The organism is Curtobacterium flaccumfaciens pv. betae, assembly GCF_026241855.1.
GTDB classification, from domain to species: Bacteria; Actinomycetota; Actinomycetes; order Actinomycetales; family Microbacteriaceae; genus Curtobacterium; species Curtobacterium flaccumfaciens.
In genome coordinates, this window is the sequence record NZ_JAPJDC010000001.1 from 718745 (window position 1) to 745635 (window position 26891).

A 26891-nucleotide genomic window follows, 5' to 3' on the forward strand; every position below is an offset into this window, starting at 1 on the left:
TTCGCATCTTGCGGTGCGGGGAACCGCAGATCCCGCCCGCAGGCGTTCCCCTGGAGTCCGCACGGTGCTGTGATGACCGGAGCCGTGACGCAGGGAGCCGCGGAGAAGGCAGGGGAACCATCGTGTACCGAGCACTCATCACCGCGGTCGCCGCCGCGGCGCTCGTCTTCGGAGGTGCGGTGCCGGCGACGGCGCACACCTCTCCGTCGGTGCCCGGAGCACCGACCGCTGTCCGCGTCACCGGCGACGCGGACAGTGCCACGCTGACGTGGCGCGGCCCGGACCGTGGCGCCAAGGTGACCGGCTGGAAGGTCGACGTCGACGCCGTCGCGAACCGGCACGACCACCAGGTCCACCGACTCCTCCCGCGCGCCCGCTCCGACCGCTTCGACGAGCTCTCGCCCGCGACCACCTACCGCTTCTCGGTGCGTGCCCTCGGCCACCGGGGGACCGGTCGCACGGTCACGCTGCGCTGGACGTCACCGTCGGTGCCCGAGCCGGAGACGACACAGTCGCTGTTCGCCCTCGACGGCAACGGTGCCGTCGTGCGGTTCGCGGACTCCGGCAGCGGTGCGAAGACCGTCGTCGCGACGCACGGCGAAGGCTTCGCCGCGAACGCCGACGGTGACGTGTTCACCCCGTCGGCGGACGGCACCGAGATCCTGCGGGACCCGGCCGACGGCAGCGGGATCTCGATCATCGCGTCCGGCCTGCACCTGACCCCGGACCTGCGCTCCGACGCCGAGGGCAACCTGTACTGGGTGGACTCGGTGACCGGCGCGGTGCAGAAGCTGTCCGCAGGCACCTCGACCCCGAAGGTCGTGCTGGACCTGGGTGGCAAGGCCGTCGGGAGCGATGAGCGTTTCTGGACGGTCACCCCGGACGGCAAGGTCGTCGTGCTCGGCGGAACGGTCAGCCGGCCGTACGTCAAGGGCACCGGCATCGCCCCCCGCACGTTCACCGGGCCGGGCGGCTCGACCGTCGGCTACCCCGCCGGCGTGCTCGCGGACTCGCAGGGCAACGTCTACGTCGACATCCGCTCGCCCGGTGCCGCCGGGGCGTGGACCTGGTACCAGCTCAAGCCCGGGGCGACCGAACTGACGAAGATCGAACCGCGGAACGCGTTCGAGTACGCTGCCGCGAACGCGGACGGCTTCTCGCTCCTGCAGTCGGCGGAGTTCTGCCCCGCCCCGGCGGAGTACCCGACCAGCCCGACCGGTTGCAAGATCGACCGCGGCATCCCGGACAAGCTCGTGGTCGGCAGCGGTGGCACGTCCACCGTGCCGGTGACCGGGCTGACCGCCGGGTCGCGTGGCGAGCACCTGGGTGCCGCCTCCGTCGACGGGGACGTGTTCGTGTCCATCGACAGCGGCCCCTCGGTCGGGCTGTGGAAGGTCCCCGCCGCGGGTGGAGCTGCCCAGCAGCTCGACGCGGCGCAGTACTCGAGGCTGCTGGTGATCTGACCGGCGGTGCGAGGCGGAAGGGGGACAGGGCGCAACGGCGCGTCCTGTCCCCCTTCCGCGTGCGGCGGCGGGTGGCGGTGGCGGTGGTTCAGGCCGCGCCGGCCGGCGGCGGCGGGCGGCGGCGATGTCGGCGGCTGTGGTTCAGGCAGCGCCGGCGGCCGTGCGGCGGCAGACCTCGTCCCACGGGGTCGGTTCGATGCCGAAGCGTGCCCGGCTCTCGCGGTCGTCGACCACGTACGGCGCGGTCCACTGGTAGGTCAGGTCGGCCAGCTCGCGCATCATCGGCGACACGAGCCCGCCGACGCGGAACAGGGCCGCGGGCATCCGGTGCACCGGCACCGCGGGCTTCCCCGCCGCCGCGAGGACGTCGGTGAGGGCCCGGCGCTGCGTCCGCGGGGCGTTGCTCGGCACCATCCACGTGCGACCGTGTGCGCCCTGGTCCTCGGCAGCGGCGACGAGGGTCCGGGCGACGTCGAACACGTCGGTGAAGGTGTGCGGTAGGTCCGTGCGACCGACCATCGACACCGTCCGTCCCCGCAGCGCCGCCGGCAGCACGCGTGTGACGTGCCCGTTCGCGCCGATCCCGGGGCCGAGGTAGTCCGAGGCGCGGACCTCGACGACCCGGACACGGCCGGCGTCGTGCGCGGCGAGGGCATCGGCCCACAGGGTGGCGCGGAGCACCCCCTTGTGGTCGGTGGCAGCGTCCGGCAGTCCCTCGTGCATCGGCCCGTCGACCGGGCCGTACGGGTACAGGTTCCCGGTGATGGCGTAGATCGCCCCGGTGCGTTCGGCCGCGGTGAGCAGTGCTGCGGCGAGCGGGGGCCAGGTGCGCTCCCACTGCGTGTAGTCGCCGGGGTTCGCGCAGTTGTGGAGTACGGCTGCTCCCTCGGCGGCGCGGGAGAGGGCATCGGCATCAGAGGCGTCGAGCGCGAGGTGCTCGACCCCCGCGATGCCCGTGCTGCGACCGGAGCGGGAGACGACGGTGACGCGGTCGCCCCGGATGGTCAACAGTTCTGCGACGTGCCGGCCGACGGGGCCGGCACCGACGACGAGGTGGTGGGTCATGGTCTCCTGCTTCCTGGTTGCGAGAGCACCGCTCTCGGAACCGAGCATGACGGCTCTTCGACGCGAAAGCAAGAGCACTGCTCTCCTTTGTGGGCGCTGCTCTCCCGTGCCAGGATCGTCGGATGGCACCCACCGCCCGAGCACTGGCACGGCAGACGGTCACCGCGGAGATCCTGGCCGCGGCGCGCACCCGCCTGACCGGTGAGGGTCCTGCCGCACTCAGCCTGCGTGCCGTCGCCCGTGACGTCGGAATGGTCTCGTCGGCCGTGTACCGGTACTTCCCGAGCCGCGACGACCTGCTGACGGCCCTGCTCATCACCGACTACGACGAGCTCGGCGCCGCGGTCGAGGCCGCCGGTGCCGCGGCCGGACCGGCCCCCGGTGCGCGCTGGGTGGCGATGTGCCGGGCGATCCGGGACTGGTCCATCGCGCACCCGGGGGACTTCGCGCTGCTGTTCGGTTCGCCCGTGCCCGGCTACGCGGCGCCGCGGGAGACCGTCGTGCCCGCGACGCGGACGACGCTGGCGCTGGTGCGGGTGGTCGCGGACGCCGTCGGGTCCGGTGCGCCTGGCGCGTCGGGCTCGTCCGTCACGTCGACGCCGGGGGCGGCCGGGAGGCCCGGATCACCCACCGCTCCTCCGGCGGCTCCCGGGGTGGCCGGTCCCGCCGTCGCGGACGGGGTCGCCACCCTGCGCTCGTTCGGCATCACCCTGCCCGACGAGGTCCTCGTCCGCACCCTGATGGCGTGGACGACGGTGTTCGGGACGATCTCGTTCGAGCTCTTCGGGCACTTCGTCGGTTCCGTGTCCGACCCGGCCGCCTACTTCGACCAGGTCATCGTGCGTCTGGCGGATGACCTGGGGTTCACCGCCACGTTCTGACGCGGGTGCTGTCCCCAGATCGGGTGCGCTGCCTGACAGAGCACCCGCACGTGCGGTAGACAGGTCGTCACGCCGAGGTCGTGCCCGATGACCGGAGCGGACGACCGGCACGGTGCCCTCCGGGTCAGCTGCCGGACGGAACCACACTCGGGCGTGCGACGCGGCCGGGGCCCGCGCGCGGATCAGGAGGAACGCTTGCGACGCAGCACGTCCGGCGACGCCGCGGACGGGGAGACCCGGTGACCGCGCTCGACGTCAGCCGACAGGACCGCCGCCGCCTGACCACCGGCACCGCCCGCCGACGCCTGGTGACCGTGCGGACGGTGGCGCTCCTGGCCTCCCTCGCCGGTGTCAACTACATCGTGTGGCGCTGGGCGGCCTCGGTGAACTGGCACTCGTGGTGGATCGCGGTGCCGCTGATCCTCGCCGAGACCTACAGCGTCATCGACTCGCTGCTCTTCGCCCTCGGGGCCTGGCGGCTCCGGGAGCGCGGCGAACCACCGGCGAAGCCGTCCACCGACGTCACCGTCGACGTCTTCATCACGACCTACAACGAGCCGATCGACCTGGTCGAGCGCACCGCCCGGGCGGCGAAGGCGATCACGCACCCGCACACCACCTGGATCCTCGACGACGGCAACCGCCCCGAGATGCGTGCGGCGGCCGAGGCGCTCGGCATCGGCGTCATCACGCGCGGCGCCGACTGGGTGGACCGACCCCGGCACGCCAAGGCGGGCAACCTCAACAACGCCCTGCTCGCGACGCAGGGCGAGTTCCTGCTCATCCTCGATGCCGACCAGGTGCCCGACCCGGCGATCCTCGACCGCACCCTCGGGTACTTCAAGGACCCGCGGATGGCGCTGGTGCAGACGCCGCAGTGGTTCGAGAACGTGCCGGACGACGACCCCCTCGGCAGCCAGGCGCCGCTGTTCTACGGTCCGATCCAGCAGTCGAAGGACGGCTGGAACGCCGCGTTCTTCTGCGGGTCGAACGCCATCCTGCGGCGCGAAGCGCTCATGCAGCTCGGCATCTCGCGGTACGTTGCCGAGGTCGAGGCGTCCGTGCAGCGCACCCTCGCCACCTCGCGCAAGCTCCTCGCCCGCTCCCGCGAGACCGAGACCGACCCGCGCGTGCTCGCCGCCCTCGACGACGCCGAGGCCGTGGTGGACCAGGCGCGCGAGCAGGTGCGCGCCGGTGAGCCGCTCGGCGACGTGACGTACGCGTTCCAGCGGGGGATCGACGCCATCGCGTTCCGGTTCGCCGCCGCCGACCTCGAGTCCGTGCGGAACGACCTGCAGGAACTCGCGGCGATGTCCACCGACGCCAACACCTTCGCCGGTCTCGACGACGCCGCCCTCGACGTGCTCGGCCGGCGCGAGGCCTCACCGGTCGCCGCCATCGAGTCCATCGCGGTGCTCGCCCGTGCCCTCGACGTGAACCGTGACGACGAGGCGCAGCCGATCATGCCGCTGGCGACGATCTCGGTGACCGAGGACATGGCCACCGCGATGCGCCTGCACGGCCTCGGCTGGAAGTCGGCGTACCACGACGAGATCCTGGCGAAGGGCCTGGCCCCCGAGGACCTGCCGACGATGCTCGTGCAGCGACTCCGCTGGGCGCAGGGCACCATGCAGGTGTTCTTCCGCGAGAACCCCCTGGTGCAGAAGGGGCTGTCGTGGGGGCAGCGGCTCATGTACTTCTCGACGATGTGGAGCTACCTGTCCGGGTTCGCCGCGATCGTCTACATCGCCGCCCCGGTGCTCTGCCTGTCGTTCGGGGTCATCCCGGTGCAGGCCTACAGCGTCGACTTCTTCGCCCGGCTCATCCCGTTCCTGGTCTTCAACCAGCTGCTGTTCTGGGTGGTGGCCGCAGGCAGACCGACCTGGCGCGGGCAGCAGTACTCGCTCGCGCTCTTCCCGGTCTGGATCGAGTCGGTGACCAGCGCCTTCCAGAACGTCTACCGGGGCAAGCCGCTCGGGTTCCGCGTCACCCCGAAGGTGCGCGACGAGACCGAGCAGAAGCCGCGGTGGGACCTGGTCAAGCCGCAGCTGTACGCGATGGGGGCCCTGGTGGCCGCGCTGGTCATGATCGGCATCCGCTACCTGACCGGCCAGGCCGAGGGGATCGCGCCGCTCGTGAACACCGCGTGGGTCGTCTTCGACCTGTTCATCTTCAGCATCGTGATCCGGGCCGTCCGGTACCGCGGCCCGGCCACCCCAGCCCAGTCCAAACACGAGTCGAGCACCGCCGGAGGACCCCTGTGAGCACCGAGACCACGTTCGAGGTCGCCGCGACGCCGGACTCCCTCGACGAGGTGCAGGACCGCTTCGCCGCGTGGTGGGACGGCCTGGGCATCGACGACGTGCGGCTCCGCTTCGCGCTCGAGACCGCCCTGGCCGAGGTCGCCGCGAACATCGTCGAGCACACCGTCCGCGCCGACCGGGGGACCGGGCGCCGGTACTCCGTGCACCTCGAGGCCACCGACCGGGCCCTGACCGCGGTGCTGACCGACAACGGGATGCCCGTCGACATCGACCTGAGTGCCGTCACCATGGCCGACGTCGAACAGGAGAGCGGGCGCGGTCTCGCCCTCGCCATCGCGGCGCTCGACCGGTTGGAGCACCGGCACGAGCCCGGCCACAACGTCTGGACGCTTGCGTGCGACCGGTGAAGCAGCCGGTGGCCCGCGCGGTCGCCCTCCTCGTCACGATCGCCACGCTCCTGCTCGGTGGTGCGCTGCCGGCGTCGGCTGCGTCCGTGCACCCGGCGGCCGCCGTGCAGCCGGCCGAGGGGTCGACGTGGTTCGGCCCCGACCTCGACTGGGCCAGCGACTCGCCCGAAGGGTACGAGGGCCGGCTCGGCGCGACGCCGTCGATGTACGGGGTCTCCGTCGACTACCCGCTCGACCGCACGGCGAAGCAGGAGCTCCTCCGCTCGGCGCGGGCGGCGGCGACCCAGGGGGCGGTGCTCGTCGTGAGCCTCGAACCCGACCGCGAACTGCGGTCGCTCGACACCGCGGACACCCGCGCCGTCAACACCGTGTTCGAGGACCTGCACGACCAGTACGACACCCAGGTGCTCGTCCGGTTCGCACCGCAGATGAACGGCACGTGGGTCCGCTGGGGCCAGCAGCCGACGGAGTTCGTCCGGGCGTTCCGGGCGCTCGGGACGACCGTGCACGCGGGCACGTCGGACGCGCTCATGGTGTGGTCGCCCGGGTACGGTGCCGGCTACCCGTTCGGCGAGTCCGCCGGGCGACTGCGGAACCTGTCCCCGGTCGACGTCGCCAAGGCGGACACGAACGGCGACGGACAGCTCACCGGCGCCGACGACCCGTACGGGCCGTACTGGCCGGGGGCGGAAGCGGTCGACTGGGTCGGGCTCTCGATGTTCTCGTACGGCAAGGGCGACCCGACCGAAGCCGCCGGTCGCGCCGTGCCGCTCACCCGCAGCGGTGAGGTCGAGTCGCGGTTCGACGAGGACTGGGGGTACGACCAACCCCAGTCGGGCACGTTCTACGACCGGTTCGCGGCCGCCGACGACCGCCCGATGCTCCTCGACACCGGTGCCCTGTACAACCGCGAGCTGCAGGGCGACGCCGAGCTCCAGGTCAAGCGGAGCTGGTGGCGGCAGGTGCTCGCCGCGGTGCAGGAGCGTCCGCTGATCCGGGGCATGACCGTGCTCGAGGCCGAGCGACGCGAACCCGAGGCCGGCAACCGCGTGGCCGACTGGCGACTCACCGCGGACCCGGGCGTCGCGGAGTCCTTCCGCGCCGACCTCGAGCGGTCCGGGGACTTCGCCTTCGGTCCGGTCACCGACCGCGTGACCGTGCAGCAGGGCAACGCCGCGATCTCCCAGGAGTACGAGACCGGCGGTGAGCAGATGGCGTGGATCGTCTGGCTGGCCGCCGGCCTGGCGATCGTGTTCCTGCTGAGCGGGGTGTTCGGCCGGCTCCTGCCGAGCTGGCGCTACCCCGATGACGGCAAGCCCGGCCGTGACCTTCGGCTCGACCTGTTCCGCGGCTTCATCATCCTCGCCGTGGTGATCACCCACATCGAGATCGGCGGGCCGTACTCGTACCTCACGCTGCACGCCGTCGGTGCGATCACCGGGGCCGAGATGTTCGTGTTCCTGTCCGGCATGGTCCTCGGCATGACGTACCCGTTCGCCGTGAAGAAGTTCGGCGAGTGGGCGGCGGCCGTCGGGGCGTGGAAGCGCGCGCGCAAGCAGTACGTCGTCACGCTCGTGGTGATCCTGGTGGTCTTCGCGCTGAGCTTCGTCCCGTTCCTGAACACCGACGCCATCACCACGTTCACCGACCGCGGCACGGGCACCGGCGGTGTCGATGCCGAGGGCCGGGTCTACGACCTGTACCCGAACGCGATGCAGCTGCTCGCCTACCCGCCGCCCTGGTACGCGATCCGGCAGTTCCTGCTCCTCGAGATGGGGCCGTGGCCGTTCAACATCATGGGCCTGTTCGTGGTGCTGAGCCTGTTCATCCCGGTGCTCATCTGGGTGATCCGCCGCGGGTTCTGGTGGGCGCTCCTCGCCGCCAGCTGGGCGCTGTACGTGTTCCAGGCGCTCAACCCAGACTTCCGTCCGCTGAACTCGCAGTTCGAGGCGGTGTTCCCCCTGTTCACCTGGCAGGTGGTGTTCACCCACGGGCTCGTGCTCGGGTACTACCGGCGGCAGATCGTCGGTGCGCTCACCGGGCGTCTCGGGAAGGTCCTGGTCGGCGTCGCCGTCGGCGGGTACGCGGCGTTCCTGGTCTACGTGTGGGCTGGTGACCACTTCGGGTTCACCCCGGTGCCGTTCCCGGCGACGATGTACGAGTCCCTGTACAACACGGCGTACCAGCGGGTGGACCTGCAGTGGGGCCGCCTGGTGGACATCGCGTTCTTCGCGGTCGTGTCCTACGCGATCCTCACGGTGTTCTGGAAGCCCATCGCCGCCGCCATCGGCTGGCTCTGGATCCCGCTCGGGCAGGCGAGCCTGTACGTGTTCGTCTGGCAGGTGTTCTTCGCCCTGGCGATCGCGTCGATCCCCGGTGTGCCGTGGGGCAACTTCTGGATCGGGTTCGTGGTGCACACGGCGCTGATCCTGCTGGCCTGGTACATGGTCCGCAAGAAGTTCCTGTTCTCCGTCATCCCGCGCTGATCGCGGCGCGCGGATGGTGAGCAGGAATGGTCGGGTCCGACGTGCGGACCCGACCATTCCTGCTCACGAAGCGAGGGCAGACGGACGGGAGGCCCGTGGCGGCGTCGCCACGGGCCTCCCGTCCGTCATGCGGTCGCGTCTCAGGACGCGGGCAGCCGCTCGCGCAGGGCGCCGCGGACCGACTCCCACCCGGCCAGACGGTCGCGGATCGCGTCGTCCTGCTCGGCGGCCAGGGCGTCCCGGTGCGCCTGTTCGAGCACCTCGTCGATGACGACCCGGCGCCCGCTGCGGGCCGAGGTGATGGCCGCGTCGACCATCGTGAGGCTCATCACGTTGCCGTGCACCTCGCCGTCCGGCACCTCGCCGGAGCGGACCGCCCGGACGAAGGACGCCAGCGACCCGGCGATCTCGTGCCCGACCGACGGCGCAGCGGCAGGGGAACCGGGGGTGCCGTCGAGGTCGCTCGAGGGGTCGTGGTCGCCGTCCCAGAGTGCCGTGCCGGCCGCTCCGGAGGCACGCCAGTCGCCGTTCCACGAGGTCTCGGCACCCGGCGCGCACCACGAGCCGTCGTAGACGTAGCGGACGTCGTCCTCGAACGTGAAGACGGCTGCGGCGGCCGCGTCGCCCCGGTACCAGGACCACGACGGGTTCCAGGACTCGCAGTACACCGACACCGGGTCGCGTTCGAGCACGTACCGGGCGGAGTCGAAGGCGTGGATGGCCATGTCGAGCAGCAGGACGTCGTCCATCTCCTCGCGGAAACCACCGAAGTGCGGCGCCTTCGCGAACCGGGTGCTCAGCCCGCCCACGGCACCGAGGTCGCGGACGTGCTGCCGGAACGCGACGAGCTGGTCGTTGTAGCGGCGGGACTGCGACACCATGAACAGCTTGCCCGTGGCCTCGGCGGCGGCGGCGAGCGACAGTGCCTCGGCGACGGTCTGTGCGGCCGGTTTCTCGCCGAGCACGGGGAGCCCGGCCCGGAGCGCCTGCAGCGTGACCGGGTGGTGCGCGACCGGGACGGTGATGTCGAGGACGGCCTCGGCACCGGTCTCGGCGGCCAGCACGGTCAGGTCCGTGCCGACCGGGATCGACGGGTCGCCAGCGTGCTCGGCCCCGGCGCGGGCGGCTTCGAGGTCGAGGTCGACGATGCCGACCAGCTCGACCTCGGGGTCGGCGGCGACGGTGGCGAGCCAGGCCCGCCCCATCCCGCCGGCGCCGACCTGCAGGACGCGGAGGGGGCTCACGCCTGCGCCCCGTCGCGCTCGGCCGCCGGCTCGCTGGCCGTCGGCTCGCTGGCCGCCGGCTCAGCGGGCTCGGGCTCGGCGTCGTCGAACGGACCGCGGTAGTGCTGCCCGTCGAAGTACTCGCCCAGGTCGTAGCGGCGGAGCGTCGGGATCTCCCGCTCCCGCTCGGGCCGGGCCCACTCGGCGCCGTTCGCGATCACGCGGCGGACGTCCGGGTGGTGGTAGACGGGGAAGTCCTGGTCACCGGGGGAGAAGTAGAAGATCTTCCCGAGGCCGCGGCGGTACGTCATGCCGCTCCGGAACACCTCGCCGCCGGTGAAGCCCGAGATGAACACGAGCTCGTCGGGCGTCGGGACGTCGAAGTACTCGCCGTACATCTCCTGCTCGGGGATGACGATCGGGTTCGGCACCCCGCGGGTGATCGGGTGCTGCGGGTTGACGGTCCAGACGAGCTCCTGGTCGTGCTCGCTGCGCCAGCGGAGGGTGCAGGTGGTGCCCATCAGCTTGCCGAAGATCTTCGACCAGTGGCCGGAGTGCAGGACGAGCAGCCCCATGCCGGAGAGCACGTGCCGGTGCACCCGGTCGACCACGGCGTCGTCGACGTCCTGGTGTGCGGCGTGCCCCCACCAGGTGAGGACGTCGGTGTTCGCGAGGACCTCGTCGGTGAGGCCGTGCTCGGGCTCCTGCATGGTGGCGGTCCGGACGACGGCCTCGGGCAGGTGCTCGCGGATGCCGTCCGCGATCGCGCCGTGCATGCCGTCGGGGTACCGCTCGGCGACGTGCTGCTCGACCTGTTCGTGGACGTTCTCGCCCCAGACGGTGATGCGGAGCGGGGTGCTGGTCATGGTGTGTGCCTTTCGGGGGTGGTGAGACCCGGTCACTTGACTGCGCCGCCGGTGGCCCCGGCGGCGATGAACTTCTGCGCCACGAGCAGCAGCACGATGGCGGGGATCGAGGCCATCACCGCGGCGGCCATGACGGTCGACCAGTCGGCGGTGAAGGTGCCGATGTAGTTGTAGATGCCGAGCGTGATCGGCCGGACGTCCTCGGTGGTGGTGAGGGTCAGGGCGAACAGGAAGTCGCTCCAGGTGAACAGGAACGTGAACAGCCCGGCGGTGATCAGGGCGTTGGCGCTGATCGGCACGACGACCGAGCGGAAGGCCCGGAAGTTGCCGGCACCGTCGACCTTGGCTGCCTCGATGATCGACGGCGGGATGTTCTGCATGAACGCCCGCATGATCAGGATCGCGAAGGGCACGCCCGCGGTGCTGTCGGCCAGGATCAGCCCCGGCACGGTGTTGAGCAGCCCGAGGTCGTTGTACGCCGCGTACAGGGCGTTCGCGACGACGATGCCCGGGATCATCTGCGAGATGAGGATGCCGAACAGCACCGCGTTGATGCCCTTGACCTTGAACTGGGCGAGCGCGTACGACGCCGGCGTCGCGATGAGCAGGCTGACGACGACGCTGCCCAGGGCGATCACCAGGCTCGTGACCAGGGCGCCGCCCTGGTCGGCGATGGCCTGCGCGTAACCGCCGAGCTGCGCGTTGATCGGGAACCAGGCGGCCTCGATCGCGGAACCGGCCGGCTGCAGCGAGATGTTGATCATCCAGTAGACGGGGAACAGCATCACGGCGAGGATCAGGATCCCGACGCCGGACAGCACCCACTGCTTCGCGCTCGTGGGGCGGACGGGTCGTCGGGTGCCGCGGGTGACCACCGCGCGGGTCCGGAGGACGTCGTTGGTGGACGCTGCGTCAGTCATCGACGGCCTTCCTGTTGAGGCGGAGGTAGACGATCGCGAACAGGGCGGAGATCACGATGAGGATGTTGCTCAGCGCGGCGCCCTGCCCGAAGTCGAACTGCTTGAACGACAGGTCGTAGGACTGGGTCGCGATGGTCTGGGTGGCGTTCGCCGGCCCGCCGTTCGTCAACCCGAGGATGATGTCGAGCACCTTGATCGTGTAGACGACGCCGAGCACGAGCGTGACGCTCACGACGGGGCGGAGCATCGGCCAGGTGATCGCCCAGAAGGCCTTCCACCCGGTCGCGCCGTCGAGTGCCGCTGCCTCGTACAGCTCGGTGGGGATGTCCTGCAGACCGCCGTACAGGATCGTGGTGTTGAAGGGGATCCCGATCCAGATGTTCACCGCGATGACGGTGATGAGCGCCACGGCGGGACTCGTCAGCCACGGCACCGACGGGATGCCGAAGGTGCCGAGGAACTGGTTGACGACGCCAGAGTCCTGGTCGAGCATCCACTTCCAGACCGCACTCGAGACGATGAGCGGCAGCAGCCAGGGCAGCAGGAGCAGCGAGCGCAGGAGACCGGAGAGCGGGAAGTTCCGTCGGAAGAACAGGGCGAGCAGCAGGCCGAGGACGAACTGGCCGACGATCGACCCGATCGTGAACAGCGCGGTGTTGAGCATCGCCGTGCCGAACAGCTGGGACGACACGACCGAGGCGTAGTTCGCCAGGCCGACCCAGGGTGCCTCGCCCGTGTAGAACGTCGACGTCGTGTACGCCTGGAAGCTCATGACGATGTTCTTGACCACCGGGTAGCCGAAGAACAGCAGCAGGAACAGGACGGCCGGCAGCAGGAACAGCAGCTGCGCGATCCGTTCGAAGCGCAGCGAGCGGCCCGGGCGGGGCCGCCGGGACGGAGCGGGCGCTCCGTTCCCGGCGGCCCGCCGTGGGGCGACGGGGGTCGCGGTGCTCGTCATGCTCAGTTGCTCGACTGCGCGTTCTGCAGGGCGTCGGCCGGGGAGTCCTGCCCGGTCAGCGCCGACTGCACGGCCGTGTAGATCTTCGTCGCGGCCTTGGGCCAGTCGGCACCGAGCTCGCCGGTGCGGGCGCGGGCGTCGGCGACGAGGTCGACGAACACCTGCTCCTCGGGGACGTCCTTGCCGAACTGCTGCGCGACGTCGGTCTTCGAGGGGATCGTGTACCGCAGCTTCGCCATCGCGAGCTGGTTCGCGTCGCTGTTCATGCAGTCGACGATCTTCGCCGCGACGGCCTGCTTCGCCTTGTCACCGGTGTTCGGGACGGTCCAGACCTCGCCACCGAGCGGGGCCACGGCCTTGTCGCTGGCGGCCTGCACGGGGATCTGGGCGATCCCGTAGTCGACCTTCGACTCCTTCAGGCCGGGGATCTGCCACGGGCCGTTGATCATCATCGCGGCCTTGCCGGCCATGAACTGGTCGTTCACGTCGGCCTGGGTCCAGTTCACGACGCTCTTCGACATCGAGCCGTCGTCGACCAGGCCCTTCCAGAGCGACAGTGCTTCCTCGGTCTCCGGGCTCGCGATGTCCTTCTCGTCGCCGCCGTTCGACCACATGAACGGCAGGAACTGCCAGGTGCCCTCGTACGTGGCGTTGGCGTCGACGGCGAACCCGTACTGGTCGCCCTTGGTGAGCTTCGCCGCGGTGGACTGCAGCTCGTCCCACGTCTTCGGCGGGGTGACACCGGCCTCGGACAGCACCTTCTTGTTGTAGAAGAGCGCGATGGTGTTCACGGTGGGGGCGAGGCCGTAGACCTTGTCCTCGTAGGTCCCGGCCTGCAGCACGCCCTTGGCGTAGCCGTCGGTCGAGATGTCGTAGTCGGACAGCGGTGACAGCGCACCGGTCTCGGCGATCTGCTGCAGATCCGGGTTGTCGAGCATCAGGACGTCCGGCAGGGTCTTCGACGACGCCTGCTGCAGGACCTTCTGGATGAGCGACGAGCCGGGCACCAGGCTGCGCTTGATGGTGACGTCGTTCTCGGCCCCGCACTTGTCGAGGTACTCGCCGATGACCTTCTTGTCGTTGCCCTGGTTGTAGTAGTCGAGCACGGTGATGGAGTCCACCTTGCCGCCGGAGCTCGCGGACGAGCCGCCGGAACAGCCGGCGAGGACGAGGGGGACGGTCGCCAGCATGGCGACCGCGCTGAGGACCGGGGCGATCCTGCGGTGTCGAGGCTTCATTGCTTCGCTCTTCTCTGGATGGTTGCCGGACACGAGTCGAACGTGTCGCTCGTGGATCGGGGACGACCGGACCAGAACCGCTCCGTCGCGTCCCGAGTGGGGTCGAAGCTAGCATCGAAGCGGTTAGATGGTAAAGCGCTTAGACGAACTTTTTCGGGCACGGCCCCCGCTACAGTGAGCGCAACAGGGTGAGGGAGCGGCATGGCGACGATGCAGCAGGTCGCCGACCGGGCGGGCGTCTCGATCGCGACGGTGTCCTTCGTCGTGAACGGCAACAAGCGCGTGTCCGCCGACACCCGTGCCCGGGTCACGGCGGCGATGCGCGAGCTCGGCTACCGGAACAACGTGGTCGCCCGGGCGCTGGCGTCGCGCCGCACCCGGATCCTCGCGCTCGTGTTCCCGGTGCTCGAGCACCGGCTCGGCCAGACCGCGCTGCAGTTCTTCACGAGTGCCGCGAGCCGCGCCTCGGAGCTCGGGTACCACCTGGTGCTCTGGCCGGCGGTGACCACGGCGGACGACGTGCAGGACCTCATCTCGGGCGGTCTCGCCGACGGGGTCGTGGTGATGGAGGTCACGATGCACGACCCCCGGATCGCCCGTCTGACCGAACTCGAGGTCCCGTTCGTCGCGATCGGCCGCACCGCCGACCCCTCGGGCATCTCCTACGTCGACATCGACTTCGAGCGCACCGTCGAGGACGCCCTCGACCACCTCACCGGGCTCGGGCACCGCCGGATCGGGCTCGTGGTCGAGGACCTCGACGGCACCACCATGGCCGACTACGGGCCGAAGGTCCGCTCCGAGGCGGCGTTCCACGCCGGCATCGAGCGCCGCGGCCTGACCGGCACCGTGGTCGCCGCCGGCGCCTCAGCCGAGGGTGGGCGTCGTGCGGCGGCGGACCTGCTGGCGCACGACCCCGACGTCACGGCCGCGATCATCATGAAGGACGACTCGAACTTCGGGCTCGTCAGCGGGTTGCGGGCCGGCGGTCGGCGGGTGCCCGAGGACGTCTCGGTCATCGCGATCGTGTCCTCCGACGGCGCCGGCGCCGCGACCGAGCCGGTGCTCACGACGCTCAATGCCCCCGGTCCGGAGCTCGGCCGCCTGGCGGTCGAGTCGCTGGTCGACCGCCTCGAGGGCGGCAGCACCGAGCGCACCCACACGCTCATCCCGTGCGCCCTGCACCTGGCCGATTCGACGGCCCCCGCCCCCGCCTGACCCCTGTCGGCCTGGAGGCGCGGGTCGGCCCCGCCACGCGCCTCCAGGCCGCCGCCGGCCACCTTTCGGGCTGCGCGACAGTCCACGGCTCCCCGGGCGCGTGAGGTGTCGTCCACCCCGAGAGGTGCTCGGCGCGGCCGCGCCGCCACCGCCCCCTGGCGGACAGACCAGGCTCCGCCTGGTTGTGTGGACGTACAGGTTCGCAGCACCACACGTCGAGGAGGACGGATGGCAATCGACCGGAGGACGTTCATGCTCGGGGGAGCGGGGGTGCTGCTGCTCGCCGGTTGCTCCACCCGACCCGAGCGCACACGGGTCGAGGACTGGCCCACCGAACCGCCCGAGGGCGAGGCGACGATCAGCTGGTGGGCCGGGCAGGTCGCCTCGAAGGACGGCGGTGACCTGCGGCGGAGGCTCATCACGGAGTTCCAGAGGGAGCACCCGAACATCCGGGTCCGGATCGTCAGTGCCCCGAGCGACACCGACACGAACCGCACCAGCCTGACGACCCAGATCGCGGCCGGCAGCAGCACGCCGGACGTCTACCTCGGTGACGTCGCCTGGCCCGGGCAGTTCGCGAAGAACAAGCTCGCGACCCCCGTGAACCAGCTCGTCGGCGAGGACTTCTTCGACCAGTTCCCCGAGGGCCTGCGGCTGGCGGCGAGCGTCGACGGCACGTACTACATGTTCCCGCTGTACATCGACGAGTCGTTCTTCCTGTACCGGAAGGACCTGCTCGCGAAGCACTCCCTGCAGGTGCCGGGGTCGTGGGAGGAAGTGCGCGAGACCGCCGCGAAGCTCGTCGACACCGGCGACGTGTCGTACGGGTTCGCGTTCCAGGGCGACGTGTACGAGGGACTGACCTGCAACGTCACCGAGTTCGTCGCCGACGCCGGCGGATCGCTGCTGAACGACGACCTCACGAAGCCCGAGACGACGAGCTCCGAGACCAAGCGCGCGTTCGAGTTCATGCGGTCGCTGGTGACGTCGGGAGCGTCGCCACGGGCCACCCTGACGTACCAGGAGCAGGACACCAACGACGCCTTCTCCGGCGGCCGCGCGGCGTTCCTGCGCAACTGGTCGTACGCGTGGGGGATCGCGAACGGCCCGGACAGCCGGGTCGCCGGCAAGGTGGGTCTCGCCGCCCGGCCGACGTTCGACGGCATGGACGAGCACCACTCGACGATCGGCGGGTGGGGGAACTACATCAACCCGCACACCCAGGAACCCGCGGCGGCACTGACCTTCGCGCGCTGGATGTCGAGCGAGACCGCGCAGCAGTTCCTGACCCGCGAGGGCGGGGTCCTGCCGGCCCGCTCCGCGAGCCTCGTCAGCGCGGACGCGAAGCGCCAGGAGCGCCCGACCTACGACACGGCGGCGGGCATCACGCTCGTGCCCCGTCCGACCTCGACCGCCTACTACCCGAAGGTGTCGCAGGGCGTCTACCAGAACGGCAACAGCATCCTCGGCGGACAGGCCTCCGTCGACGGCGGCACCAGCGCGATGGCCTCCGCCATCTCGCTCGCCCTGCAGGGAGCGGCGCTGTGAGCGCCGGCACGGCGACACGACCGGCACGGCCTGGAGGCGCGGGTCGCGTCGATCCGCCGCCCCGGCCGTCGGGGCGGTCGCGTCTCGACCGCATCCGCTCGCGGGGCGCGTGGGGCTTCGCGGCCCCGGCGCTCCTGGTGGTCGCGGCGGTGACGATCTTCCCGGTCGTGTACTCGGTCGTCCTGAGCTTCGCGGACGTCGAGGTCGGGTACGAGGGCTTCACGATCCAGTCGTTCGGGTTCGACAACTACGCGGCCCTGCTGCAGAGCGCCGACTGGTACCGGGCGCTCGGCTTCACGGTGCTCTACACGGTGGTGACGGTCTCGGTCGAGCTCGTACTCGGCATGCTCGTCGCGCTGGTGCTCGAGCGCCTCGGGGCCACCCGCGGCTGGATGCTCGCGCTCATGCTCATCCCGTGGTCGCTCGTGACCATCGTGAACGCGCAGCTGTGGAAGTACATCTACGACAGCACCTACGGCGTCGCGACGTGGTTCTTCGGGTTGTTCGGGGACGCCCCGGTGATCCTCGGTGAACCGGTGCCCGCGATCACCGGGCTGATGGTCGCCGACATCTGGAAGACGACGCCGTTCGTCGCGATCATCCTGCTCGCGGGGCTCGTGCAGATCTCCGAGGACCACTACGAGGCCGCCGAGCTCGACGGCGCGAGCACCTGGCAGACGTTCTGGCGCGTGGTGCTGCCACAGCTCACCCCGACCCTGACGATCGCGGTGCTGTTCCGCATCCTGCAGGCGTTCGGCGTCTTCGACCTGCCGTTCGTGCTGACGAACGGCGGCCCGGGCACCGCCACCCAGTCGCTCGCGATCATGGGCTACAAGGTGCTCTTCCAGGACATCAACATCGGACCGGGCGCGGCGATCGCGACCTCCACCGCGGTCATCGTCGCGGCGGGGTGTCTGCTGTTCCTCCGGGCGTTCCGGAACCAGGCGAAGGGAGGGGACGACTGATGCCCCGTCAACGTGTGCGCAAGGGCTGGCGGAAGTGGGTCAACACCGTCAACGTCAGCGGTGTCGTCATCGCGGTGCTCACCGCACTGCCGCTCTACTGGCTCGTCACGACGTCGCTCAAGCCGGCGTCCGAGATCGGGCAGTCGCCGCCCACCGTCTGGCCGCAGTCGTTCACCTTCGACAACTTCGTGGTGGCCTTCCGCGACAACGCGCTGGGCCAGTACATGGTGAACAGCGTCATCGTGTCGGTGTCGACCACGGTGATCGTGCTCGCGCTGGCGTTCCTCGCCGGGTACGCCCTGGCCGGCCGGTTCATCCGGGGGCGCACGGCGATCATGACCTCGCTGCTCATGCTGTCGGTGTTCCCGGCGATCGCGGTGCTGACGCCGCTGTACCTGCTCGAGCGCAACCTCGGGCTGCTCAACTCGTACCCGGGCCTGATCGTGCCGTACGTGGCGTTCAACCTGCCGTTCGCCATCTGGATCATGCGGAACTACCTGCAGGGGATCCCGTCGACGATCGAGGAGGCGTCCGAGATCGACGGCGCCGGGGCGTGGCGGACCGTGCTGTCGGTGATCCTGCCGATGGCGAAGCCGGGCCTGTTCACGGTCGGCGTCTTCACCTTCACGGCGTCGTGGAGCGAGTTCCTGATGGCACTGACCTTCAACAGTGAGAACTCGTTCCGGACGATCCCCGTCGGCATCGCGCTCTTCGGGACGCAGTTCACGGTGCCGTTCGCGCAGATCTTCGCCGCGAGCGTCGCTGCGACGGTGCCGATCGTCATCCTGGTGCTCGTGTTCCGCCGCTCGATCGTGTCCGGCCTGACCTCCGGAGCGGTCAAGGGGTGACGGGTGTCCAGCATGCGGAGATAGGTAGGGAACTTACCTAGCTGCGCATGCTGGACATTCGTCCGGGCGTCGTCCTGACCGCCCGTACCCTGCCGTCAGGGGCTCGGTGCGCCGAGATCGACGGCTGCGACGATGCGGTCGATGATCCGCACGAACCTGGCCCGCTCCCGTTCCGAGAAGGAGGCCATCAGGTCGTGCAGGTGCTTGTTCGTGCCGTCCATCGCGCGCGCGTAGTCGCGGCGGGCAGCATCGGTCAGCTCGATGTACCGGCTGCGGCCGTCGTCGGGGTTCGGGACACGGCTGAGGTGTCCGCTGTGCTCGAGGCGGTCCACCATGCCGGTGACCGCCGGGCCGGTGAGTCCCAGGTGCTTCGACAGGTCCTTCACGCGCACCGTCCGACCCGCTTCCTCGGCGCGCGAGACGAACTGCAGCAGCGTGAGGTCGCCGCCGGAGACGCCGAGCTCGTCGCGCAGTCGACCCCGCAGTTCGGAGACCGCGGCCTCGAGCCGGGTCAGCGCCGCGTCCAGGTCGACATCGCTCACGACAGCGTCCCCTCTGCACGGGTCTCGTCCGGGTCACGATACGCCGCAGTCACCGCCCCAGCGTATCCACATAACGCGAAGCGTGGAACGGTGCAGGTGGCGATGGCGGATTCGGGGCACCGTGGCTGATTCCGTCCCGACTCCGCAGTCCGCTGCACGCGCCGGTGAACCGGTGCGTTTCGAGGTCTCCGGCGGTGACCCCGACTCGGCCGAGCGCGACCTCGCCGCCGTCCACGGCGCCGATCGGTGGTCCGTCCGGCGCCTCGACGACGACTTCTCGTACCGGTACACGGCCGTCGGGGACTCCGACGTGAGCATCCGGCGCTCGCAGCTCCGCGGTGCCGTGCGCGGCTCGGTGCCCGTCGGTGCCGACTACGTGGTGACGTGGATCACCAGCGGGACCGCGCACCTGGACTCCGGGCGCGTCCGGATGGAGTTGCGCCGGGACGTCCCCGTGCTCCTGCCGCCCGAGGACGACTTCGTGTTCACGGCCGAGGACCACGACCAGCGGCTGGTGCACTTCGGGCGGGAGTACGTGCACCGCGTCGCGTTCGAACACCTGGAGGTCGACGCCACGCCACTGCGGTTCGACCCCACCCGCGCGCCGGAACCCGACACGGCGGAGCGCTGGCAGGGGGCGCTCGTGGCGCTGTCCCGGGCACTGCGCGCCGAGGGTCCGGACTCGGACGCGTGGCACGAGGCCAAGCGGTCGGCGGCCACCGCGTTCCTCGACACCTTCCCGCCGCAGGCCGACGACCTGCCCGCGGTGCTCGGCCTGCCCCGGAACGCCCGGCTGCGCGCCGCAGTGGAGTACATCCACGCGCACGCTGCCGAGCCGGTCACGGTCCAGGAGCTGTCCGAGGTCGCCGGCCTGAGCGTGCGGTCGGTGCAGGAGTCGTTCCGCCGGGTCTTCGACGTGTCGCCGCTGACGTACCTGCGCGAGGTCCGGCTCGACCGGGTGCGCGGCGAACTGCTCGAGCTCGACCCGCAGGCCGGGGTCGTCGGCGACGTCGCCCGACGGTGGGGGTTCGCCCACCTCGGCCGGTTCTCGGCGGCCTACGCGGCCCGGTTCGGCGAGTACCCGAAGCAGACCCTGCGGCGCTGACGGCGGCGGGTGCTCAGCGGCCGGACGCCGGCCTCGGCGCGGGGCCCGTGCTCGCCCGGACCCGCAGGGTCGTGGGGAGCCGGACGTGGTCCGTGGTCGGTTCGCCACGGAGCATCGTCAGGAGCATCTGCACGGCGTGCGACCCGAGCTCGGCGAGCGGCTGCGACACCGTGGTGAGCGGCGGGGTCGTGGTGGACGCCTGCGGCACGTCGTCGAAGCCCACGACGGACAGGTCCTGGGGGACGCGGAGCCCGACCTCGGCCGCGGCGCGGAGCACGCCGATCGCCGACGAGTCGTTCGCGGCGAACACCGCGGTGGGGCGGTCGGCGAGGGTCAGGAGCTCGCGGGCGACGGCCGCGGACTGGTCCTCCTGGTAGCCGCCGTCACGCAGCAGGCGCTCGTCGACCGTGATGCCCGCGGCCGTCAGTGCCGAGCGGTACCCGGCGGCGCGCAGCTGGGCGGAGGCCAGGTCGGCGCGTCCCTGCAGGTGCGCGATGCGGGTGTGTCCGAGTGCGAGCAGGTGTTCGACCGCCTGCACCGCGCCGGCCTCGTTGTCGGCGTCGACGGTGGCGTGCCCCTCCGGCCCGGTGTGCGGGTCGATCGCCACGACGGGGATCGACGAGCTCGACAGTGCCGTGGTCGGGGTGACGACGATCGCGCCGTCGATCAGGGTGCCGGACAGGCGGGACAGTGACCGGCGCTCCCACCCGGGTCGGTCGGCGCCGGTCATCAGGCCGGCGTAGGCGAGGAGCTCGTAGCCGGTGCCGGTGGCCGCCCGCGAGATGCCGCGGAGCAGCTCCGTCGAGAACGGCTCGAACTCGGGTACCAGGATGCCGACGACCCCGGTCCGCGAACTCCGCAGGCTCCGGGCGACCAGCGAGGTCTCGTACCCCAGGTCGTCGACCACCTGCTGCACGCGGAGCATCGTGGCGGGTGCGACCCCGTCGCGCTGGTTGATCACCTTGGACACCGTCGGGATCGAGACCCCGGCCACCCGCGCCACGTCGCCGATCGTCACCCGGCCGGCACCGGGACGCGCGCCGAGTGCCGAGTCCATGTGCACACCGTACCGCTGCGGCACAATGCGATCGGTAAAGAAAACGTTATCGATATCGATTGACATCGACCTGGAGCAGCAGGCATGCTCTCCGCAGCGGCAGTCGATGTCGCGCATGTCAACGACGACACTTCAGGAGTTCCACGATGACGAGGAAGATCCGTGCCGCGGCAGCCATCGCGCTGATCGGGGCCACAGCACTGGTGGCCAGTGGGTGCTCGGCGGGCAGCGATGCCTCCGAGGACGGCGGGAAGGTCACGATGACCTTCTGGCACAACTCGACCACCGGACCGGGCAAGGCCTACTGGGCCTCGACGGTCAAGGCGTTCGAGGAGAAGTACCCGAACGTCACCATCAAGACCCAGGCGATCCAGAACGAGGACCTGGACGGCAAGCTCCAGACCGCCCTCAACTCCGGCGACGCCCCCGACGTGTTCCTGCAGCGCGGCGGCGGCAAGATGGACGCGATGATCGCTGCCGGGCAGCTCATGGACATCTCCGACTCCATCAGCGCCGACGCGAAGAAGTCCATCAGCGCGGGCACGTTCGCCGGGTACGAGAAGGACGGCAAGACCTACGCCATGCCGGGCGCGGTGCTCCCCGAGGGCATCTGGTACTCGAAGGACCTGTTCAAGGAAGCCGGCATCGAGGGCACGCCCACGACCATGGACGAGCTGAACGACGCGATCACGAAGCTCAAGGCCAAGGACATCGACCCGGTCGCCGTCGGCGCGAAGGACGCCTGGCCGGCCGCCCACTGGTACTACAACTTCGCGCTCCGCGAGTGCAGCCAGAAGACCCTCGAGGACACGGCGAAGTCGCTGAAGTTCGACAACGCCTGCTGGACGAAGGCCGGCGAGCAGCTCGAGGACTTCAACGCCACCAAGCCCTTCAACAACGGCTTCCTGACCACCGCCGCACAGCAGGGCGCCGGCAGCTCCGCCGGTCTCCTCGCCAACCACAAGGCGGCCATGGAGCTCATGGGCGCGTGGGACCCGGGCGTGATCGCGTCGCTGACGCCGGACGCCAAGCCGCTGCCCGACCTCGGCTGGTTCCCGTTCCCCGCGATCGACGGTGGCAAGGGTGACCCGAAGTCGATGATGGGTGGTGTCGACGGCAACTCCTGCTCGGCGCAGGCCCCGAAGAAGGCGTGCACCGACTTCCTGAACTTCATCGTGCAGAAGGACAACCAGGAGGGCTACTACAAGGCCTTCAACGCCATCCCGGTGAACAAGGAAGCCCAGTCGGTCGTCGACTCGGACTACCTGAAGACGGCCCTGGCCGCCTACCAGGAGGCCCCGTTCGTCTCGCAGTACCTCGACACCCTGTACGGCCAGAACGTCGGCAACGCGCTGAACACCAGCGTCGTCGACCTGCTCGCCGACAAGGGCAGCGCGAAGGACATCGTCGAGACCACCAACCAGGCTGCGGCCAAGGGCTGAGCATGACCCTCGACACCTCGCTCGGTACGACTCCGACCACCGGGTCGGACACGGCCGCGGGGACGTCCCCGGCGGGGAGCGGTTCGCCGCTCCCCGCCGGTCGGCGGACCAAGCGCCGCATCGCGGACTGGCGGAAGCGCGTCGAGATCGCGGTCCTCGCCGGACCCGCGGTCATCGTCTTCGTCACGTTCGTGATCCTGCCCGTGGCGCTCGCCGCCTACTACGGGTTCTTCAAGTGGCAGGGCTACGGCCCGCCCACCGACTTCGTCGGGCTGCAGAACTACCTGATCATCTTCCAGGACAAGGCGTTCCACGCGGTCCTGATGCACAACGGCTTCATCGTCGTGCTCTCCCTGGTGCTGCAGGGACCGATCGCGATCGTGCTCGCACTGCTGCTCAACCAGAAGATGCACGGCCGAGGACTCGTCCGCGTGCTCGTCTTCGTGCCGTACGTCATCTCCGAGGTGATCGTCGGCACCGGGTGGAGCCTGATGCTCCAGTCGAACGGCGCCGTGAACGACCTGTTCCAGAGCATCGGCCTGGGCGGACTCCGTGCGGACTGGCTGTCGAACCCCGACATCGCCATCTGGACGCTGCTCGTGATCATCTCGTGGAAGTACATCGGCTTCGCGGTGATCCTGTTCCTCGCCGGCCTGCAGAGCATCCCCGAGGAACTGTTCGAGGCCGCCGCCATCGACGGCGCCGGCTACTGGCAGATCCAGCGGCGCATCACCCTGCCGCTGCTCGGTCCGACCATCCGCATCTGGGCGTTCCTGTCGATCATCGGCTCGCTGCAGCTGTTCGACCTCGTCTACATCATCTGGGGGCAGTACATCGCGTCGACCGCGGGCACCTCGACGATGGCGACGTACATGGTCGCCAACGGCCGGACCTCGGGCAACTTCGGCTTCGGCAGCGCCGTCGCGGTCGTGATGTTCGTGATCTCGCTCGTGGTCGCCCTGATCTACCAGCGCTTCGTGCTCCGCCGCGACACCGCGGGTGCACTCACCGAGAGGAAGAACTGATGTCCACCACGAGCATCGTCGCCCCCGGGCGCCGGGCCGTGCGGGAGCGACGGTCCAGTGCCGCGATCGGACGCGCGAACCCGCTGACCTACGTCGTCGCGATCCTGTTCGTCGCCGCCAACCTGGCACCCGTGCTCTACATCGTGCTGGGCGGCTTCCGGACCAACTCGCAGATCACCACGAGCCCCGCCGGACTACCGGCACCGTTCGAGTTCGGCAACTACGGGTCCGTGCTGTCCAGCGGCATCTTCTGGCAGCAGCTCGGCAACTCCACGATCAGCGCCGTCACGACCACCCTCGGGGTCGTCGTGCTCGGGCTGATGGTGAGCTTCGTGCTCGCCCGCTACCGGTTCGCCGGCCGCGGGGCGCTCTACGCCCTGTTCGCCGCTGGTCTGATGTTCCCGATCACCGTCGCGATCACCCCGCTGTACCTGCTCGTCAAGGACCTCGGTCTGACGAACAGCCTGGCCGGCGTGATCCTGCCGCAGATCGCGTTCGCGCTGCCGACCACCGTCATCATCCTGGTGCCGTTCCTGCGGGCGATCCCCGACGAGCTCGAGGAGGCCGCGTCGATCGACGGAGCGAGCCGTCTCGGGTTCTTCTTCCGGATGGTCGTGCCGCTGTCGCTGCCCGGCGTCGTCACGGTCGGCATCCTGGCGTTCATCGCCAGCTGGAACAGCTACATCCTGCCGCTGTTCATCCTGAACAACGAGGCCGCGTACACCCTGCCGCTCGGTGTCCAGTCGTTCTCGTCGCAGTACTCCGTCGACACCGCCAAGGTGCTCGCGTTCACCTCGATGTCGATGATCCCGGCGCTCGTGTTCTTCACGATCTTCCAGCGCCGCATCGTCGGTGGCCTGACCGGGGCGGTGAAGGGGTGACCGCGACGGACGCGACGCAGACCGCCGGACGCGACCCGCGCCTCCAGGCCGACAGCGCGACGGACGCGACCGCGACGGACGCGACCGCGACCACCGCCGGACCCCGCGCCGACGCCCTGCTCGCCGTGATGACCCTCGACGAGAAGGTCGCGCAGCTCGTCGGCTACTGGCTCGACCAGAACGGCGTGGTCGCGCCCATGCAGGGCGAGATGGCGGCCGTGCAGCAGGGCAGCACCCTGGCGGACATCACCCGCGACGGCATCGGGCAGTTCACTCGCGTCTACGGCACCCGTCCCGTCGAACCCGACGAGCGTGCTGCCTGGCTCTGGGCCGAACAGCGCCGCCTGCAGCGCGAGACCCGGCTCGGGATCCCGGCGCTCGTCCACGAGGAGTGCCTGACCGGGCTCGCCGCGTGGAAGGCCGCGACGTTCCCGACCCCGCTGGCGTGGGGCGCGTCGTTCGACCCGGAGCTCGTCGAGCAGGTCGGCGCCGCGATCGGTGCGTCCATGCGCCAGCTCGGCGTCCACCAGGGGCTCGCACCCGTGCTCGACGTGATCCGCGACCCCCGCTGGGGCCGGGTCGACGAGTGCATCGCCGAGGACCCGTACCTGGTCGGCACGGTCGGCACCGCGTACGTGCGCGGGTTGCAGTCCGCCGGGGTCGACGCGACCCTGAAGCACTTCCTCGGGTACTCGGCGTCGCAGGCGGGGCGGAACCACGCCCCCGTGCACGCCGGGGCCCGCGAGGTGGCCGACGTGTACCTGCCGCCCTTCGAGATGGCGCTGCGAGACGGTGGCGCCCGGAGCGTCATGAACTCGTACGCCGAGATCGACGGCGTGCCCGTCGCGGCGAACGGCGAACTGCTCACCGACCTGCTCCGCGACCGGCTCGGCTTCGACGGGACCGTCGTCGCGGACTACTTCTCGGTGGCGTTCCTCGAGGTGATGCACGGCATCGCCGCCGACCGTGGCGAGGCCGCGGCGCTGGCGCTCGAGGCCGGCATCGACGTCGAGCTCCCGACCGGTGACGCGTACCTCGCGCCGCTGGTCGAGCGGGTCCGCAGCGGGCAGGTGGACGAGGCGCTCGTCGACCGCGCCGTGCTCCGGGTGCTCCGGCAGAAGGAGCGGCTCGGCCTGCTCGAACCGGACGCGTTCGCCGAGGACGCCCCGACAGGGATCGACCTCGACACACCGCTGCACCAGGCGCTCGCACGGCAGCTGGCGGCGAAGTCGCTCGTGCTGCTGTCGAACGACAGCAGCACCGCCGACAGCGGCAGCGCTCGCGGCACCCCCGTCCTCCCGCTCGCGCCGGGGGCCTCGGTCGCGGTCATCGGCCCGAACGCCGACCGCGCCGAGGCCCTGCAGGGCTGCTACTCGTTCGCCAACCACGTGCTCGCCTCGCACCCCGACCTGCCGCTCGGCTTCGCGATCCCGACCGTCCGCGAAGCCGTCGCCCAGGCACTCGCCCCGGCAGCGGTCCGCTTCGCAGCGGGCTGCGCCGTCACGGGCGACGACCGGGCCGGCTTCGCCGACGCGGTCGCCGTGGCCTCCGCCTCGGACGTCGCGGTGGTCGTCGTCGGTGACCAGGCCGGACTCTTCGGCCGCGGCACGGTCGGCGAGGGCAACGACACCGAGTCGCTCGACCTGCCCGGCGTGCAGCGCGAGCTGGTCGAGGCCGTCGTCGCGACCGGGACCCCCACCGTGATGGTGTTGCTCACCGGCCGACCGTACGCGATCGGCTGGGCGCTCGACGGCGACCAACCGCGTCCGGCCGCGGTCGTGCAGGCGTTCTTCCCGGGCGAGGGCGGCGGGCTGGCGATCGCCGACCTGCTCACCGGCGAGGCCTCACCCTCGGGCCGCCTGCCGCTGTCCCTGCCCCGGTCCGCCGGTGCGCAGCCGTTCACGTACCTGCACCCGCGGCTCGGCGGTCCGTCCGACGTCACCGCCGCGGACTCCACGCCGGTGCGACCGTTCGGCTTCGGCCTCGGCTACACCGACTTCGCCTACGACGAGCTCGTCGTCGACCAGGACGTCCGCTCCGACGGCGTCTTCACCGCGTCGGTGACGGTCCGGAACACCGGGTCCCGTGACGGCGAGGACGTCGTGCAGCTCTACGGGCACGACGTGCACGGCAGCGTCACCAGGCCCGAGGTGCAGCTCCTCGGGTACGCGCGGGTCGCGCTCGCCGCGGGGGAGTCCGCGCGGGTCCGCTTCCGCGTCCCGGTGCAGCGCTTCGCGTTCACCGACCGTCGGATGCGCAAGGTGGTCGAGCCCGGCGACGTGCAGGTCTGGGTCGCGTCGCACGCGGCGGCGTCACGGCCGGGAGGCCCGGTGGCAGCCGGTGGGATCGTCGCCTCGGGCGACGGTCCGGTCCGACACCCCGTCCCCGGCACCGCCACGGAGCGCGCGACCGTCGCGGTCACCGGCGCGGTCCACGAGGTCACCCCGGGCGACCCCCGCCTGGTGGAGTGGTCGCTCGTCTGACGGCAG

22 protein-coding genes are annotated in these 26891 nt (G+C 70.7%); 14 read left to right on the forward strand and 8 right to left on the reverse strand.

Going from position 1 to position 26891, the window contains the following annotated elements; translation table 11 throughout:
* Window positions 1–122: 122 nt before the first annotated feature.
* Complete coding sequence (locus ORG17_RS03505) at window positions 123–1463, forward strand: fibronectin type III domain-containing protein (RefSeq protein WP_214526608.1); 1341 nt, start codon at window positions 123–125, stop codon at window positions 1461–1463.
* A 141-nt stretch (window positions 1464–1604) separates the two neighbouring features.
* Here ORG17_RS03505 and ORG17_RS03510 read toward each other — a convergent pair whose 3' ends face one another.
* Window positions 1605–2528, reverse strand: coding sequence for an NAD-dependent epimerase/dehydratase family protein (locus ORG17_RS03510; protein WP_250892241.1), 924 nt, complete (start codon window positions 2526–2528; stop codon window positions 1605–1607).
* Window positions 2529–2650: 122 nt separating this feature from the next.
* Here ORG17_RS03510 and ORG17_RS03515 point away from each other — a divergent pair, with 122 nt between their 5' ends.
* From ORG17_RS03515 to opgC, 4 genes are all read left to right on the forward strand, one after another.
* On the forward strand, window positions 2651–3409 hold the full coding sequence (locus ORG17_RS03515) for a TetR/AcrR family transcriptional regulator (protein ID WP_214526609.1): 759 nt from the start codon (window positions 2651–2653) through the stop codon (window positions 3407–3409).
* Between the two features lie 308 nt (window positions 3410–3717).
* The gene (locus ORG17_RS03520) at window positions 3718–5673 is read left to right on the forward strand and encodes a glycosyltransferase (RefSeq protein WP_301565390.1); all 1956 of its coding nucleotides are present in this window, start codon (window positions 3718–3720) and stop codon (window positions 5671–5673) included.
* Complete coding sequence (locus tag ORG17_RS03525) at window positions 5670–6080, forward strand: ATP-binding protein (protein ID WP_051596482.1); 411 nt, start codon at window positions 5670–5672, stop codon at window positions 6078–6080. The genes ORG17_RS03520 and ORG17_RS03525 overlap by 4 nt, the downstream gene beginning before the upstream one ends.
* Window positions 6077–8566: an OpgC domain-containing protein gene (gene opgC, locus ORG17_RS18255; protein WP_214526610.1), complete on the forward strand. Its 2490-nt coding sequence runs from the start codon at window positions 6077–6079 to the stop codon at window positions 8564–8566. The genes ORG17_RS03525 and opgC overlap by 4 nt, the downstream gene beginning before the upstream one ends.
* Before the next feature lie 140 nt (window positions 8567–8706).
* On the opposite strand, the gene ORG17_RS03535 is transcribed toward opgC, so the two are convergent.
* The 5 genes from ORG17_RS03535 to ORG17_RS03555 are packed head-to-tail and all read right to left on the reverse strand — an operon-like array spanning window position 8707 to window position 13771.
* Window positions 8707–9810, reverse strand: a complete 1104-nt coding sequence (locus ORG17_RS03535; RefSeq protein ID WP_214526611.1) for a Gfo/Idh/MocA family protein — start codon at window positions 9808–9810, stop codon at window positions 8707–8709.
* Window positions 9807–10655 (reverse strand): ThuA domain-containing protein, encoded by an 849-nt coding sequence (locus tag ORG17_RS03540; protein WP_214526612.1) that lies wholly within the window; start codon window positions 10653–10655, stop codon window positions 9807–9809. Before ORG17_RS03540 ends, ORG17_RS03535 begins: the two co-directional genes overlap by 4 nt.
* A gap of 32 nt (window positions 10656–10687) precedes the next feature.
* A complete protein-coding gene (locus ORG17_RS03545) occupies window positions 10688–11575 on the reverse strand; it encodes a carbohydrate ABC transporter permease (RefSeq protein WP_027464442.1) in 888 nt (295 codons plus the stop codon).
* Complete coding sequence (locus ORG17_RS03550) at window positions 11568–12533, reverse strand: carbohydrate ABC transporter permease (protein ID WP_027464443.1); 966 nt, start codon at window positions 12531–12533, stop codon at window positions 11568–11570. The genes ORG17_RS03545 and ORG17_RS03550 overlap by 8 nt, the downstream gene beginning before the upstream one ends.
* Window positions 12534–12535: 2 nt before the next feature.
* Window positions 12536–13771 (reverse strand): sugar ABC transporter substrate-binding protein, encoded by a 1236-nt coding sequence (locus tag ORG17_RS03555; protein WP_214526613.1) that lies wholly within the window; start codon window positions 13769–13771, stop codon window positions 12536–12538.
* 201 nt (window positions 13772–13972) lie between these two features.
* Here ORG17_RS03555 and ORG17_RS03560 point away from each other — a divergent pair, with 201 nt between their 5' ends.
* The 4 genes from ORG17_RS03560 (at window position 13973) to ORG17_RS03575 (ending at window position 18350) form a co-directional block, all read left to right on the forward strand.
* Window positions 13973–14989, forward strand: a complete 1017-nt coding sequence (locus ORG17_RS03560) for a LacI family DNA-binding transcriptional regulator (protein WP_027464445.1) — start codon at window positions 13973–13975, stop codon at window positions 14987–14989.
* Between the two features lie 228 nt (window positions 14990–15217).
* A complete protein-coding gene (locus ORG17_RS03565) occupies window positions 15218–16537 on the forward strand; it encodes an ABC transporter substrate-binding protein (RefSeq protein ID WP_214526614.1) in 1320 nt (439 codons plus the stop codon).
* The gene (locus ORG17_RS18260; RefSeq protein WP_181440382.1) at window positions 16534–17502 is read left to right on the forward strand and encodes a carbohydrate ABC transporter permease; all 969 of its coding nucleotides are present in this window, start codon (window positions 16534–16536) and stop codon (window positions 17500–17502) included. Before ORG17_RS03565 ends, ORG17_RS18260 begins: the two co-directional genes overlap by 4 nt.
* The gene (locus ORG17_RS03575) at window positions 17502–18350 is read left to right on the forward strand and encodes a carbohydrate ABC transporter permease (RefSeq protein WP_027464448.1); all 849 of its coding nucleotides are present in this window, start codon (window positions 17502–17504) and stop codon (window positions 18348–18350) included. The genes ORG17_RS18260 and ORG17_RS03575 overlap by 1 nt, the downstream gene beginning before the upstream one ends.
* A 95-nt stretch (window positions 18351–18445) precedes the next feature.
* On the opposite strand, the gene ORG17_RS03580 is transcribed toward ORG17_RS03575, so the two are convergent.
* Window positions 18446–18892: a MarR family winged helix-turn-helix transcriptional regulator gene (locus ORG17_RS03580; RefSeq protein WP_071405206.1), complete on the reverse strand. Its 447-nt coding sequence runs from the start codon at window positions 18890–18892 to the stop codon at window positions 18446–18448.
* 121 nt (window positions 18893–19013) lie between these two features.
* Between ORG17_RS03580 and ORG17_RS03585 the strand changes: the two genes are divergently transcribed.
* Window positions 19014–19997: an AraC family transcriptional regulator gene (locus tag ORG17_RS03585; protein ID WP_214524653.1), complete on the forward strand. Its 984-nt coding sequence runs from the start codon at window positions 19014–19016 to the stop codon at window positions 19995–19997.
* 13 nt (window positions 19998–20010) lie between these two features.
* Here ORG17_RS03585 and ORG17_RS03590 read toward each other — a convergent pair whose 3' ends face one another.
* Window positions 20011–21054, reverse strand: coding sequence for a LacI family DNA-binding transcriptional regulator (locus ORG17_RS03590; protein ID WP_214526615.1), 1044 nt, complete (start codon window positions 21052–21054; stop codon window positions 20011–20013).
* Between the two features lie 146 nt (window positions 21055–21200).
* Here ORG17_RS03590 and ORG17_RS03595 point away from each other — a divergent pair, with 146 nt between their 5' ends.
* The 4 genes from ORG17_RS03595 to ORG17_RS03610 all read left to right on the forward strand — a co-directional run bounded on the left by ORG17_RS03595 (window position 21201) and on the right by ORG17_RS03610 (window position 26885).
* On the forward strand, window positions 21201–22496 hold the full coding sequence (locus ORG17_RS03595; protein WP_027464451.1) for an ABC transporter substrate-binding protein: 1296 nt from the start codon (window positions 21201–21203) through the stop codon (window positions 22494–22496).
* Window positions 22497–22498: 2 nt separating this feature from the next.
* Window positions 22499–23521, forward strand: coding sequence for a carbohydrate ABC transporter permease (locus ORG17_RS03600; RefSeq protein ID WP_027464452.1), 1023 nt, complete (start codon window positions 22499–22501; stop codon window positions 23519–23521).
* Window positions 23521–24402 (forward strand): carbohydrate ABC transporter permease, encoded by an 882-nt coding sequence (locus ORG17_RS03605; protein WP_214526616.1) that lies wholly within the window; start codon window positions 23521–23523, stop codon window positions 24400–24402. The genes ORG17_RS03600 and ORG17_RS03605 overlap by 1 nt, the downstream gene beginning before the upstream one ends.
* A gap of 128 nt (window positions 24403–24530) precedes the next feature.
* On the forward strand, window positions 24531–26885 hold the full coding sequence (locus ORG17_RS03610) for a beta-xylosidase/alpha-l-arabinosidase (protein ID WP_372443683.1): 2355 nt from the start codon (window positions 24531–24533) through the stop codon (window positions 26883–26885).
* Window positions 26886–26891: the final 6 nt, after the last annotated feature.